The organism is Pseudomonas sp. Marseille-Q0931, assembly GCF_940789645.1.
Taxonomy (GTDB): Bacteria; Pseudomonadota; Gammaproteobacteria; order Pseudomonadales; family Pseudomonadaceae; genus Aquipseudomonas.
In genome coordinates this window covers 126,223-139,013 of sequence record NZ_CALNWT010000007.1, presented here as the reverse complement: position 1 = coordinate 139,013, position 12,791 = coordinate 126,223, and the positions used below count along the sequence as shown (strand labels likewise).

The 12,791-nt window shown below is 64.1% G+C and carries 10 protein-coding genes; 4 read left to right on the top strand and 6 right to left on the bottom strand.

The window, feature by feature from the left end:
• The first annotated feature begins 28 nt into the window (after positions 1-28).
• Complete coding sequence (locus P3C50_RS13185; RefSeq protein WP_275546346.1) at positions 29-190, top strand: DUF2986 domain-containing protein; 162 nt, start codon at positions 29-31, stop codon at positions 188-190.
• Between the two features lie 87 nt (positions 191-277).
• Here the strand turns inward: P3C50_RS13185 and P3C50_RS13180 are convergent, their stop codons facing one another.
• A complete protein-coding gene (locus P3C50_RS13180) occupies positions 278-1,180 on the bottom strand; it encodes a LysR family transcriptional regulator (protein ID WP_197859415.1) in 903 nt (300 codons plus the stop codon).
• A gap of 144 nt (positions 1,181-1,324) precedes the next feature.
• Here P3C50_RS13180 and P3C50_RS13175 point away from each other — a divergent pair, with 144 nt between their 5' ends.
• Positions 1,325-2,713, top strand: coding sequence for an L-serine ammonia-lyase (locus P3C50_RS13175; RefSeq protein ID WP_275546345.1), 1,389 nt, complete (start codon positions 1,325-1,327; stop codon positions 2,711-2,713).
• Between the two features lie 434 nt (positions 2,714-3,147).
• Here P3C50_RS13175 and P3C50_RS13170 read toward each other — a convergent pair whose 3' ends face one another.
• Both P3C50_RS13170 and P3C50_RS13165 read right to left on the bottom strand, forming a co-directional pair.
• The gene (locus P3C50_RS13170; RefSeq protein WP_275546344.1) at positions 3,148-4,800 is read right to left on the bottom strand and encodes a BCCT family transporter; all 1,653 of its coding nucleotides are present in this window, start codon (positions 4,798-4,800) and stop codon (positions 3,148-3,150) included.
• 341 nt (positions 4,801-5,141) lie between these two features.
• Positions 5,142-6,809 carry a BCCT family transporter gene (locus P3C50_RS13165; RefSeq protein WP_275546343.1) on the bottom strand — a complete coding sequence of 556 codons (1,668 nt, stop codon included), beginning with the start codon at positions 6,807-6,809 and terminating at the stop codon, positions 5,142-5,144.
• A 282-nt stretch (positions 6,810-7,091) separates the two neighbouring features.
• Between P3C50_RS13165 and cls the strand changes: the two genes are divergently transcribed.
• Positions 7,092-8,537 carry a cardiolipin synthase gene (gene cls, locus P3C50_RS13160; RefSeq protein WP_275546342.1) on the top strand — a complete coding sequence of 482 codons (1,446 nt, stop codon included), beginning with the start codon at positions 7,092-7,094 and terminating at the stop codon, positions 8,535-8,537.
• Between the two features lie 107 nt (positions 8,538-8,644).
• On the top strand, positions 8,645-9,376 hold the full coding sequence (locus P3C50_RS13155) for a substrate-binding periplasmic protein (RefSeq protein ID WP_275546341.1): 732 nt from the start codon (positions 8,645-8,647) through the stop codon (positions 9,374-9,376).
• Between the two features lie 3 nt (positions 9,377-9,379).
• Here the strand turns inward: P3C50_RS13155 and P3C50_RS13150 are convergent, their stop codons facing one another.
• From P3C50_RS13150 to P3C50_RS13140, 3 genes are all read right to left on the bottom strand, one after another.
• Positions 9,380-9,892: a DUF3617 domain-containing protein gene (locus P3C50_RS13150; protein ID WP_275546340.1), complete on the bottom strand. Its 513-nt coding sequence runs from the start codon at positions 9,890-9,892 to the stop codon at positions 9,380-9,382.
• A 232-nt stretch (positions 9,893-10,124) separates the two neighbouring features.
• Positions 10,125-10,532 carry a DUF1850 domain-containing protein gene (locus P3C50_RS13145; RefSeq protein ID WP_017363488.1) on the bottom strand — a complete coding sequence of 136 codons (408 nt, stop codon included), beginning with the start codon at positions 10,530-10,532 and terminating at the stop codon, positions 10,125-10,127.
• Positions 10,529-12,556 carry a TRAP transporter permease gene (locus P3C50_RS13140; RefSeq protein ID WP_275546339.1) on the bottom strand — a complete coding sequence of 676 codons (2,028 nt, stop codon included), beginning with the start codon at positions 12,554-12,556 and terminating at the stop codon, positions 10,529-10,531. Before P3C50_RS13140 ends, P3C50_RS13145 begins: the two co-directional genes overlap by 4 nt.
• Between the last annotated feature and the right edge of the window lie 235 nt (positions 12,557-12,791).

Sequence of the window (12,791 nt, the reverse complement as noted above, 5' to 3'; positions counted from 1 at the left end):
CAATTTAGGACAGGGCAGACTCACAACCATGAATCGCCGCAAGAAGATCAAACAACTGCTTGAAGCCCACGCCAAGAAGGCCAACGCCAAGCTCGCGCCTAAAAGCAACAAACCCAAGTACCTCAGCAAGGCTGACAGGGCGAAGTTGGCGGCTGAAGCGGATCAAGAGTGCGTCACGCCGGCTGAGTAAAGCTCGGGGCACCCCTGTGAAGTGCGGACACATCGAAAAAGCCGAAAGCATCGCGGCTGAAGCCGCTCCTACAGGGGCTCAGTGGCGCTAGCCCAACACCCTGTCGGCCGTATAAATCGCCTCGTCGAGAAACACGTTCACCGCCGGATGATCGCGCTCGCCCTTGCGGTAGGCGAGGAAGACGCCGCGCTGGATATCCGGCAGCAGCGGCACGGCGGTGACGCCGGGCAGCGGGCGCACCAGGCGCAGGCCGGAGACGATGGAAATGGAATTGCCTGAGGCGACCATGGCCGCGACCATTTCGAAACCGGCGCAATGGGCGTTGATCCGCGGCGCATAGCCGGAGCGGCGGCACAGGTTGGTGATGAATTCGCCGAACGAGCTACCCGAGGAATCCAGCGCCCAGGCTTCGTCGCGCAGGTCGGCCACGGTCAGGCTGTCGCGCCTGGCCAGGGCATGGTCGATGGGCAGCAGCACGTGCAGCAGATCCTGGGTCAGGGGAATCAGCGCGTAATGTTCGCGGTTCTCATCCGGGGTCACGGCCAGGTCGTCGATCACCGCCACGTCGATCTGCCAGGAGCCCAGGGCACTGAGGCTTTCCTGCGGCTCCAGATCCAGCACCACAACGTTCAGCCGCGGATAGGCGCTGCGCAGCGCCCGCACGGTTTCCGCAATCACCGCCACGGCGATCGAGGGAAAGGCCGCCACCCGTAATTCGCCGGCGATTTCGCCGCGCAGCAGCGCCAGCTCCGAACGCGCTTCGTCGAGCACCATGAGGATGCGCTCGGCATGTGCCACCAGCCGCTCGCCCGCGGGAGTCAGCACCACGCCGCGCCCGCGCCGCTCGATCAGCGCCACCTCGACTTCACGTTCGAGCTGGGCGACCTGCTGCGATACGGCAGAAGGCGTCAGGTGCAGCGACTCGGCAGCCGCCGCCATGGTGCGGCAGCGAGCCAGTTCACGCAGGGTTCGCAGGCGGGTGAGGTCCATGGCGCGATCTCAATAGTTAAGTGACGCTAACGAATACGTTAAAAATAAATCAGTATACATAATGATAGGGCCGTTCTTAGATAGAGGCATCCACACGCGCGTAACCGGGCGCGTGTCCGTTCAATCGACAAGAAGAATTCCGCCATGGCTATCAGCGTTTTCGACCTGTTCAAAGTGGGTATCGGCCCGTCCAGCTCTCACACCGTCGGCCCGATGCGCGCCGCCGCGCTGTTCACCCACGCCCTGGAAAACCACGAGCACATGCCCAAGGTGGCCCGTGTGGTCGCCGAGCTGTATGGCTCGCTGGGCGCCACCGGCAAGGGCCACGGCAGCGACAAGGCGGTGCTGCTCGGCCTCAGCGGCCATGAGCCGGATACCGTCAATGTCGATCAGGTACCCGAGTACATCGACACCATCCGCCGCGACAAGCGCATCGTCCTGGCCGGCAAGCACTCCGTCGCCTTCGACGAGAAGGCCGACCTGAAGATGTTCCGCAAGGCGCTGCCGCTGCATGCCAACGGCTTGCGCTTCGCCGCCTTCGATGCCGCCGGCATCCAAGTCCACGAGGCCACCTATTACTCGGTGGGCGGCGGCTTCGTGGTCAGCGAGGCGGTGCTGGCCGATGGCAGCAAGCAGAAGATCATCGCTCCGGATGCCACTACCCTGCCGTTGCCATTTCGCAGCGGCGCCGATCTGCTCAAGCTGACCCGCGAGCACGGCATCGGCATCGCTGAAGTGATGCGTCGCAACGAGCGCCACTGGCGCAGCGACGAAGAAACCGATGCCGGTCTGCTGAATATCTGGAAGGTGATGCAGGCCTGCGTGGATCGTGGCTGCCGCACCGAGGGCATCCTCGCCGGCGGCTTCAAGGTCCGCCGCCGCGCCGCCATCCTGGCGCGCAAGCTGGGCGGCTTCCAGCGCAGCTACATCGAAGATCCGCTGCGTATGCTCGACTGGGTCAACCTCTGGGCGCTGGCCGTGAACGAAGAAAACGCCGCAGGCGGCCGCGTGGTCACCGCGCCGACCAACGGCGCCGCCGGTATCGTCCCGGCGGTGCTGCACTACTACGCCAACGCCATCTCCGGCGCCAACGAGCGCGGCATCATCGACTTCCTGCTGACTGCCGGCGCCATCGGCATTCTGTACAAGGAAAACGCCTCGATCAGCGGCGCCGAAGTGGGCTGTCAGGGCGAAGTGGGCGTGGCCTGCTCGATGGCCGCCGGCGCGCTGTGCGCGGTGCTGGGCGGCACCCCGGAGCAGGTCGAGAACGCTGCCGAGATCGGCATGGAACACCACCTGGGCCTGACCTGCGACCCGGTCGGTGGCCTGGTGCAGATTCCCTGCATCGAGCGCAACGCCATCGCCTCGGTGAAGGCGATCAACGCCGCGCGCATGGCGCTGTACGGCGACGGCGCGCACTACGTGAGCCTGGACAAGGTGATCAAGACCATGCGCGAAACCGGGGCCGACATGCTGACCAAGTACAAGGAAACCGCTCGCGGTGGCCTGGCGGTGAACATCGTCGAGTGCTGATACCCGCGTAGCGACGCAAACGCCCCGGTTTATCCGGGGCGTTTTTGTTTCCAGCGAAGGTTGATATCGCCCTCTGGCGTTAACGCATGCTGCAAGCTGCTCCCGCTTGAGAAAGTCCCACGGGCAAAAACCTCCGGGCGAGCCTCAACAGCGTGCAGTGCACGGCCGCAGCAAGGCATGGCTACACTTGCGCTACATGCGCTGATATTGATGGTTTCTCTTCGACTCACGCATTGTCCGGCTGCAAGCCTACCCCTCGATCAGCGCCCCTGACGGTCGATCACCTGCCGTTAGGATCATCGCGGCTACCCTGTCTCCGGCCTCGTAAAGACGCGTTGCCATGGGTTTCAAGGCTCACAAACAACGACGCCCCTATCGTGCGATAGGGGCGTCGTTGTCGTGCCAGGGCCGCCTATGGCGGCGCGGCGTCACGCCTAGCGCGGTTCGCTCATCAACCCTTTGACGATCGCCACACAGCCCACCAGCAGCACGAGGGTGAACGGCAGACCAGTGGAAACCGCCATGGCCTGCAGGGCCACCAGGCCACCGCCCAGAAGCAGGGCGACCGCCATCGCACCTTCCATGACCACCCAGAACACCTTCTGCGAAGCCGGCGAATTGATCTTGCCGCCCGCGGTGATGGTGTCGATCACCAGCGACCCGGAGTCCGAAGAGGTGATGAAGAACAGCACGACCAGAACGATCGCAGCAAAGGAGCTAATAGCACTGATCGGCAACTGATCGAGCATGACGAACATCTTCAGCTCCAGGGCTGCCTGTTGCAGCTCGGTCAAGCCACCGAGGGCTTGGTCCAACGCCGTACCGCCAAAGGTGGTCATCCAGATCACCGAAACCAGCGTCGGCACCAACAGCACGGCGGTGAGGAACTCGCGCACGGTCCGGCCACGGCTAACGCGGGCGATGAACATGCCGACGAACGGCGACCAGCTGATCCACCAGGCCCAGTAGAACGCGGTCCAGCCCTGGCTGAAGTTGGCGTCTTCACGAGCGATCGGATTGGACAGCGCCGGCAGGTACTGCAGGTAGGCGCCGAGGTTATCCAGCACGCCGCTCAGCAACAATGCGGTCGGGCCGGCAACCAGCACGAACAGCAGCAGCACGATGGCCAGGCCCAGGTTGATCTCGGACAGACGCTTGACGCCCTTGTCCACACCGGCCAGTACCGAGCACAGCGCGATCAGGGTGATGACGGTGATCAACAACACCTTGGTGGTGGTATCGGCGGGCAGGCCGAACAATACGTGCAGACCGGCGGTGGCCTGCTCGGCACCCAGGCCGAGCGAGGTAACCAGACCGAACAGGGTGGCGAACACCGCCAGAATGTCGATCAGATGCCCCGGCCACCCCCACACACGCTCACCGAGCAGCGGGAAGAAGATCGAGCGGAACGACAGCGGCAGCCCCTTGTTGAAGGCGAACAGCGCCAGGGCCAGCGCCACGATGGCGTAGATCGCCCAGGGGTGCAGGCCCCAATGGAAGATGGTGGCCGCCATGCTCAGGCGCGCAGCTTCCGCCGCATTCCCCGCTGCGGCGTCCAGCGGGGCCCAGTCGGTGCGAGCGCCGCCCTCCCCGACAGCCACCCCCGCCAGCGAAGAGTCGAAGTGCGACATGGGTTCGGCCACGCCGTAGAACATCAGGCCGATGCCCATACCCGCCGCGAACAACATGGAGAACCAGGACGCGTAGGAATAGTCCGGTCGCGCCAGCGTGCCGCCGAGGCGCACCTTGCCCAGTGGCGAGACGATCAGGCCCAGACACAACAACACGAAGATGTTCGCCGAGCCGATGAAGAACCAGGACAGGTTCACTGTCAGCCAGTCACGCACGGCTTTGAACAGCGGTTCCACCTGGTCGTGCATGGCCAGCGCCAGCACGACGAAAATGAATGCAGTGACCGCCGATATCAGGAATACCACCCCATGGATATCGAGATTGACCAGATAACGGCCACGAATGTTGTCCTGGCCAACCACATAATCGGTATCGATGAGATTGGCTGCGCCACTGGGGGCGGGAATACCGTCTACGGATGAGTCGTTCTTGCGTGATACGGGGCCTTGGCTCAAGGGGCTGCTCCTTCTTGTTTTATTCGCGAGCAATGCGGCGACCGCCGCTGCTATACGCGGAAGCTGACGCTATCAGAAGGAAATTCGGCCTTGAGCTGCGGAAACGTCGCGGTTTTTCCCGATAACGACTGAGGGAGCGAAAGGCGCAGGGGACGACAAAAAGGCGTCTGCCGGTGTTCTGGCGCTTTGACTAGAAAACTGGGCGTCATGCTGGTCGGCAAAGGATGTCGCCTGCGCTTGCCGATGTCGCTGAGGTGCTGTCCAGGCGTCAGCTGCAGAGATGGCGACCATAAAAAAAGCGCGCCCATGGGCGCGCTTCTGGACAAGATGAACAGCGAGCGTCAGCGCGGCTCGCTCATTAGTCCCTTGACGATGGAAATGCAGCCCACCAGCAGCACGATGGTGAACGGCAAGCCGGTCGACACGGCCATTGCCTGCAACGCCACCAGGCCGCCGCCGAGCAGCAGGGCGATGGCGATCACGCCTTCGATGCTGGCCCAGAACACGCGCTGCGGTACCGGCGCGTTGACCTTGCCACCGGCCGTGATGGTGTCGATCACCAGCGAACCCGAGTCCGACGAGGTGATGAAGAACACCACCACCAGCACAATGCCGATGAACGAGGTGATGGCGGTCAGCGGCATCTCCCCGAGCATGCTGAACAGCTTCAGCTCCAGGCCTGCGTCCTGCGCACCGGTGAAACCATCGACCAGCAACTGGTTGATGGCGGTACCGCCGAAGGCGGTCATCCACAACACCGACACCAGCGAGGGTACCAGCAGCACGGCGATAAGGAACTCACGCACGCTGCGGCCACGGCTGACGCGGGCGATGAACATGCCCACGAACGGCGACCAGCTGATCCACCAGGCCCAGTAGAACGCCGTCCAGCCCTGGCTGAAGTTGGCGTCCTCCCGACCGACCGGGTTGGCCAGTGCCGGCAGATACTGCAGATAGGCACCGAGGTTCTTGAAGAAGTCGGTAAAGATCACCAGGGTCGGCCCGGCGATGATGATGAACAACAGCAGGGCCATGGCCAGGCCCATGTTGATCTCCGACAGACGCTTGACCCCCTTGTCGAGGCCGGCGACCACCGAAGCCAGCGCGATCAGGGTGATGGCGACGATCAGCAGCACCTTGGTGGTGTCCGTCGCCGGGATGCCGAACAGGTACTCCACACCCGCAGCCGCCTGCTCGGCACCCAGCCCCAGCGAGGTGACCAGCCCGAACAGGGTGGCGAACACCGCGAGAATGTCGACCACATGGCCCGGCCAGCCCCACACACGCTCGCCGAGGATCGGGTAGAAGATCGAGCGGATCGACAGCGGCAGGCCCTTGTTGAACGAGAACAGCGCCAGCGCCAGCGCGACGATGGCGTAGATCGCCCAAGGGTGCAGACCCCAGTGGAAGATGGTCGCAGCCATGCCCAGGCGCACGGCTTCCTCGGCGTTACCGGCAGCGCCGCCGAGCGGCGCCCAGTCGGTACGCACACCGTCCTCACCGACCGTAATTCCGCCCATCGCCGCGCTGTAGTGCGACATGGGTTCGGACACGCCGTAGAACATCAGGCCGATGCCCATACCGGCGGCGAACAGCATGGAGAACCAGCCCATATAGGTGTAGTCGGGCGTCGCGTCCTTGCCGCCGATGCGCACCTTGCCCAGCGGCGAGAGGATCAGGCCGAGACAGAGCAGGACGAAGACGTTCGCGGCACCGATGAAGAACCAGGCCATGTGATGGGTGAGCCAGTCGCGCACACCGCTGAACAGCGGTTCGATCTGGTTCTGCAGAGCCAGGGCGAGAATCATGAAGATCACCGCGACCAGCGCGGAGATGGTGAAAACCTTGCCGTGGATGTCGAGGGCGAAGATGAACTGCCCTTTGATGTTGTCCTGACCGATGACGTAATCGGTATCGATCAGATTGGCTTCACCGGTCGGTGCCGGGATGCCTTCGTGGGTTTCCGCTGCGGGTGGCGGGGTCGTGTCATGCGAAGGGACGTTTCCCATACGTGGCGTACTCCTTGATGCGTTTGACTCGCTAGACGAGCGTGAACAGGACGGATGCCCTCCTCCAATTAAAGACGACCGACAAGTGGGTCGAAGTAGAAAGGGTAACACATGAATTCCGCTCACTCAGACTCACAGACACATGAGAGTTGCGAATGATTCCCTAACGGCTGGCATTTTGCCCGACACTGCCATTCGTCCAGCCGCCGTGGCAGCATGGCGACGAACGCTGCGCAACCCCCATGGTCAGCTGCACACAATCCGTGCAAAGGAAGACCCCGCATGCCTGCGGATTTCGGCATTCCCAACCTGTTCGGTTACCTGATCGCCACCATCCACGCCCTCGGCGTCCTAGCCGCGATACACGCCGTGCTGACCGTGCGCACGGCACAAGGCGCGCTGGCCTGGGGGCTGTCGCTGTTCTTCATGCCCTACCTGACGCTGCTGCCTTACCTGGTTTTCGGCCGCAGCCGCTTCGACGCCTACGTCAAGGCGCGGCGCCAGGCCGACAAGGAAATGCGCCAGGCCATGGCCGAACAGGACTGGCGCCCCTGGGTCGAGGAAGCCAAGGCGGCGCACCTATCGCCCGCGTATGATCGCCTGCGTGCATTGCCGCGCCTGTCGCACCTGCCCGGCCTGACCGGCAACCGCGTCGAATTGCTGATCGACGGCGAGGCCACCTTCGAGGCGATCTTCAGTGCGCTGGCCAGTGCCCAACAGACGATCCTCCTGCAGTTCTTCATCATCCGTGACGACGCCCTCGGCCAACGCATGCGTGACGTGCTGCTGGAGCGCGCCGCCGCCGGCGTGCAGGTTCACGTGCTGTACGACGGCGTCGGCAGTCATACGCTGCCGCGCGCCTATATCGACAGCCTGCGCCGGGGCGGCGCGCAGGTGCATGCCTTCCCCACCCGCGCCGGGCTGCTCAATCGCTTCCAGCTGAATTTCCGCAACCACCGCAAGATCGTCGTGGTCGATGGCGAGATCGGCTTCCTCGGCGGGCTCAACGTCGGCATCGAATACCTCGGGCAGAAGCCGCCGCTGGCGCCATGGCGCGACACCCACGTGGAGGTACGCGGGCCGGTGGTGGCGAGCCTGCAGGAAGCCTTCGCCGAGGACTGGTACTGGGCCTGCCAGAAACTGCCGCCAATGCTGATGCCGAGCAAGCAGGACGAGCCCGGCCTACTCTGCCAGGTGATCGCCAGCGGCCCGGCGGACCCGCAGGAAACCTGCTCGCTGCTGTTCGTCGAAGCGATTCACGCAGCGCGCGAACGGGTATGGCTGAGCAGCCCCTACTTCGTCCCCGACGAGGCACTGTTCGCCGCCCTGCGTCTGGCGGTGATGCGCGGCGTGGACGTGCGCCTGCTGCTGCCGGCGCGAGCTGACCACCACATCGTCTACGCCGCCTCCAGCCTGTATGCCTTCGAGGCGTTGCGCGCCGGCGTGCGCATCTTCCGTTATCAGCCAGGCTTCCTGCATCAGAAGGCGCTGCTGATCGACCACGACGCCTGCGTGCTGGGCAGCGCCAACCTGGACAACCGCTCCTTCCGCCTGAATTTCGAAGCCAACCTTCTGACCTTCGACGAGGCCTTCAACGCGCAAGTGGCGCACATGCTGGAAGAGGATTTCAGCCGCTCACGCGAGCTGGTCAACGCCGACCGGCGCGAACTGCATCGCCTGCAGCAACTGGGCATGCGCGTGGCGCGGCTGATTTCGCCGATCCTCTGATGCCACGCCGCGGCGATGCTCGAGCAGGAAATTTTGTGCGGGCTGCGCGGCGCGGCTATGGTTAGCGGAGCCAGCCGCTGTTCGCTGTCAGCGAGACCCCGCCTGCCATGAAAAGACGCCATGCCCTGCTACTCAGCCTGTGCCTGTTCGCTGCGCCCGCCGCCGCGCAGGAGGAGATTCGCGTCGGCGTCGAACTGCAGCCCTATCAGCCCTACTCCGATGTACAGGACGGCGAGTACCGCGGTTACGCCCGCGACCTGCTGGATGCCTTCGCCGCCGAGTACGGCTATCGCTTCGTCTATACGCCGCTGCCGGTGAGGCGGCTGCTCAGCGATTTTCTCGCTGACCGGGTCGACCTCAAATTTCCCGATCATCCGCAGTGGAATGCCGATCAGAAAGCCGGCCACAGCGTCCACTACAGCCATCCGGCAGCACCGTATATCGACGGCATTCTGGTCAAGCCGCAGCATCTGGGCCAGGGCATGCAGCGCATCGAACTGCTCGGCACGCAGAACGGCTTCACGCCCTGGCCCTATCTGCCGGAGATACGCACCGGGCGTATCCAGCTGATCCAGGCCAATCAGATCGAATCGCTGTTGCGTATGGCCGGCAGCGATCGTGTCGATGCGGTCTATCTCAACCCCAAGGTCGTCGCTCACCAGTTGGAGCAGATGGGCATGGCGGCGGGCAGCCTGGTGTTCGATCCACAGCTGCCCCACGTGGAAGACCATTACTACCTGTCCAGCATCCGCCACCCGCAGCTGATCGAGGCGTTCAACCGCTTCCTCGCCGAACGGGCCGAGCAGGTCGCGGCGATACGCTTACGCCACGGCCTGTGAGGTCTAGCGCTTCAGGGCAGCACAATCCGCCCCGACCCAGCGCGCACGGCTTTCCATGCTGCTCGGCTGGCCGTTGTAGGTGCCCTTGACCTGGGTGGTGAACTCCTTGTCGCTGACGAAGCGCGTTTCTCCTTCGCCCTGAGCCTGCGGGCAGGTGAAACGGAACTTCCACACCGCCGCGCTGCGTTCGAGAATCTCGTTGCTGCAGCCTGAGTCGGGATCATGCAGGGGGATTTCCTGGGCCTCGATCTGCTCGGCGGTAAGACACATCTGCACGCCGCCGGCGCCGAGCTTGATGCCCTGCTCGGCCATCATGTCCTCCATCATCTGGCGCTGCTCGGCTGGCAGGTTCTGCATCTGCCCGAGCATTTCCTGCATGCCGGGCATAGCGCGGCCGCCCACCTGCATGTTGTGCGAGCTGACCTCCCAGACGCCGGGCTGAATATCCAGGGCGCTGGCCAGAGTGGGCGATAGACAGAGGGCGAGCGGTAGAACGGAACGCGAGAGGATGCGCATGACAGGTCTCCTGAGCGGATAATGGGCCAGGCCGATGGTACCTCGGGGCACCAGGGCGTCGGGCCGCCGCTCCGATAGGAGGCGCGCCCCGCGGCGATTTGGACAGCGCATAAGCGCATAAGATTCGCGCCGCGCAGACGAACAAAACCCCCACAGGCTCGCGCCGCATGGGGGTTTCCTTCTTTTGGTCCAGCACTTGTGGCGCCGGGAACATGGGCTCGCTCTGGCGAACCTAGCCCGCGTCAGCCGCGGGGGAGCTCAGCTCACAGCTCCAGAGTTCCAACGCCGGCTGGCTCGCTTTTGGCGGGCCGAGCCAGTCGCTCATCGGGCGACAACGCTGGTCGATACACAGTTGGTAATCCCCGGCTTCGGGCGTACGCCCGACTCGCAGGGGTTGCAAAGGCGGTAGCTGACGCTGGTAGTGCCAGCTGCCATTGCGCAGTTCGGCGCCGTCGGGAATTTCCATTCCGGCGCCGGAACCCTTGACCCGCGCCTCACCGAGAACCAGGCCCTCGGCGGTGACGCGGTAATCCTCTTCCCAGCGGATCTTCTCGATGGTGTGGGTCCAGGCCAGGGTGAAGGCCGGCGTGGGCAACTCTGCCCACACTGCACCGGCCAACCCCAGGCACAGGCCGATCACGCCGTCGCTGCCTCGGCGCGACGGGCGCGCCAGAAGTGCTGAGCGATGAAGATGGCGCTGAGGGCGAAGCCGATTTCGTCACTGATCGGGGTGGCGAGAATCAGGCTGGCGCCGGCCGCCAGACCCAGGATGCGCTCCCACCAGGTCAGCTTGGCCTGCAGGTAGCCGGTGAACACCACGCCCCAGATGCCGATGGCCAACGCGGCCTTGAACAGCACGTAGAAGGTGGCGAGCAGGCTGTCGCCCTGCAGCATCAGCGCCGGCGAATACACCGCCATATAAGGCACGACGAAGCCGGCCACGGCGATGCGCACGGCCCACAGGCTGATCTTCAGACCGCGCTCCTTGGCGATCGGCGCGGCGGCGAAGCAGGCCAGCGCCACCGGCGGCGTGAGGTCGGCCATGATGCCGAAGTAGAAGACGAACATGTGCGAGACGATCAGCGGTACGCCCAGTTCCAGCAGCGCCGGTGCGGCAATCGAGCTGGTGATGATGTAGTTGGGGATGGTCGGAATGCCCATGCCCAGCACCAGGCAGGTGAGCATGGTCAGCACCAGCGACAGGAACAGGTTGTCCTGGCCGATGGCAAGGATGTAGCCGGCGAAGGTGGAGGCCACACCGGTCAGCGACACCACGCCGATGATCACGCCGACCAGGGCGCAGGCGATGCCCACCGGCACCGCATGACGCGCACCTTCGACCAGTGCGTGCAGGCACAGGGTCAGGGTTTCACGACCACCTTTGACGAACCAGCAGACTGCCACCAGCGCGGCGATAACACCGAAAACCACGCCGATACCGAGCTGGAAGAAGCCGGCGCAGAGCACGCCCAGGGCGATCCAGAAGGCGAAGCGCATGACCTTGGAGGACACCCGCAGGATGATCGCCGAGCCGAGGATGACCATGGCGGTCAGCGCCAGGCCGACGGTGCCGGAGAACAGCGGGGTACGGCCGGAGAACAGCAGGTAGATGAGGATGAACAGCGGGATCAGCAGGAACCAGCGCTCACGCACGGCCTTCCACGGATTCGGGCATTCGTCCTTGGGCAGGCCGCGCAGGTTGGCGCGCTTGGCTTCCAGGTGGACCATCCAGAACACCGAGCCGAAGTACAGCAGCGCCGGGATCAGCGCGGCCTTGGCCACCTCAATGAACGGCACGTTGATGGTCTCGGCCATGATGAAGGCCACGGCGCCCATGATCGGCGGCATGATCTGGCTGCCCATCGACGAAGTCGCCTCGACACCACCAGCGAAGGCCGGCCGATAACCGAAGCGCTTCATCAGCGGGATGGTGAACTGGCCGGTGGTGACCACGTTGGCCACGCCGGAACCGGTGATGGTGCCCATCAGCGCCGAGGACACCACCGATACCTTGGCTGGACCGCCGACCTTGTGGCCGAACAGGCCCATGGCGAAGTCGGTGAACAGCTTGATCATCCCGGCCTGCTCGAGGAAGGCGCCGAACAGGATGAACAGGAAGATGTAGGTGGCCGACACGTAGGTAGGCGTGCCGTACAGACCTTCGGTGCCGAACGACAGCTGGTTGACGATCTGGTCAAGGCCGTAGCCGCGGTGCATCAGGTCGCCCGGCAGGTACTGGCCGAGCATGCCGTAGGCGAGGAACAGCGCGCAGATGATCGGCAGGGCGATGCCCATGACCCGGCGCGCAGCCTCGAACACCAGCACGATCAGGGTCAGGCCGACGATCATGTCGTTGGTGGTCATGTCACCGGAGCGCTGGATCAGGTCCGCCTCGAAGTACCACTGGTAGATGGCCGTGGCCATGCCGGCCAGGCCCAGCAGCCAGGCCAGCGGCTGCCACGGGCGGCCCTTGCCGAGCCCGGGGAAGCTGATGAACACCAGCAGCAGCAGGAAGCCGACGTGCACCGCACGCAGCACTTGGGTCGACACCGGGTGAAAGGCTGCGGTGAATATCTGGAAAATGGAAAACAGCAGGGCGACGGCGAACAGCGCCTTCGGCCAGTCGGACGGGCTGGAAGCCAGGCCGTTGTCTTGTTCACTCATGGAGTGCAAACCTCATGACTACTTCGATTGCGGTGACAGAGTCGCCAACAAAACCCACCGCCCTGTGAACGCCGGTTTTATTCGCGATTCTGGGGACCCTGTCCGTTCCGATCTTTGCTCTGTAGGAGCGGATTCATCCGCGATTTCCTCGCGAACATCGCGGAATCCGCTCCTGCAACAGCAGTATCGGCGTCGATACAGAGCAAACAGGCCGTGGCGCACGCCACGGCCTGCC

What these genes read in the sequence shown, in the direction of transcription:
- P3C50_RS13185 (WP_275546346.1), top strand. Translation starts at nt 29, where the DNA reads ATGAATCGCCGCAAGAAGATCAAACAACTGCTTGAAGCCCACGCCAAG.
- P3C50_RS13180 (WP_197859415.1), bottom strand. Translation starts at nt 1,180, where the DNA reads ATGGACCTCACCCGCCTGCGAACCCTGCGTGAACTGGCTCGCTGCCGC.
- P3C50_RS13175 (WP_275546345.1), top strand. Translation starts at nt 1,325, where the DNA reads ATGGCTATCAGCGTTTTCGACCTGTTCAAAGTGGGTATCGGCCCGTCC.
- P3C50_RS13165 (WP_275546343.1), bottom strand. Translation starts at nt 6,809, where the DNA reads ATGGGAAACGTCCCTTCGCATGACACGACCCCGCCACCCGCAGCGGAA.
- cls (WP_275546342.1), top strand. Translation starts at nt 7,092, where the DNA reads ATGCCTGCGGATTTCGGCATTCCCAACCTGTTCGGTTACCTGATCGCC.
- P3C50_RS13155 (WP_275546341.1), top strand. Translation starts at nt 8,645, where the DNA reads ATGAAAAGACGCCATGCCCTGCTACTCAGCCTGTGCCTGTTCGCTGCG.
- P3C50_RS13150 (WP_275546340.1), bottom strand. Translation starts at nt 9,892, where the DNA reads ATGCGCATCCTCTCGCGTTCCGTTCTACCGCTCGCCCTCTGTCTATCG.
- P3C50_RS13140 (WP_275546339.1), bottom strand. Translation starts at nt 12,556, where the DNA reads ATGAGTGAACAAGACAACGGCCTGGCTTCCAGCCCGTCCGACTGGCCG.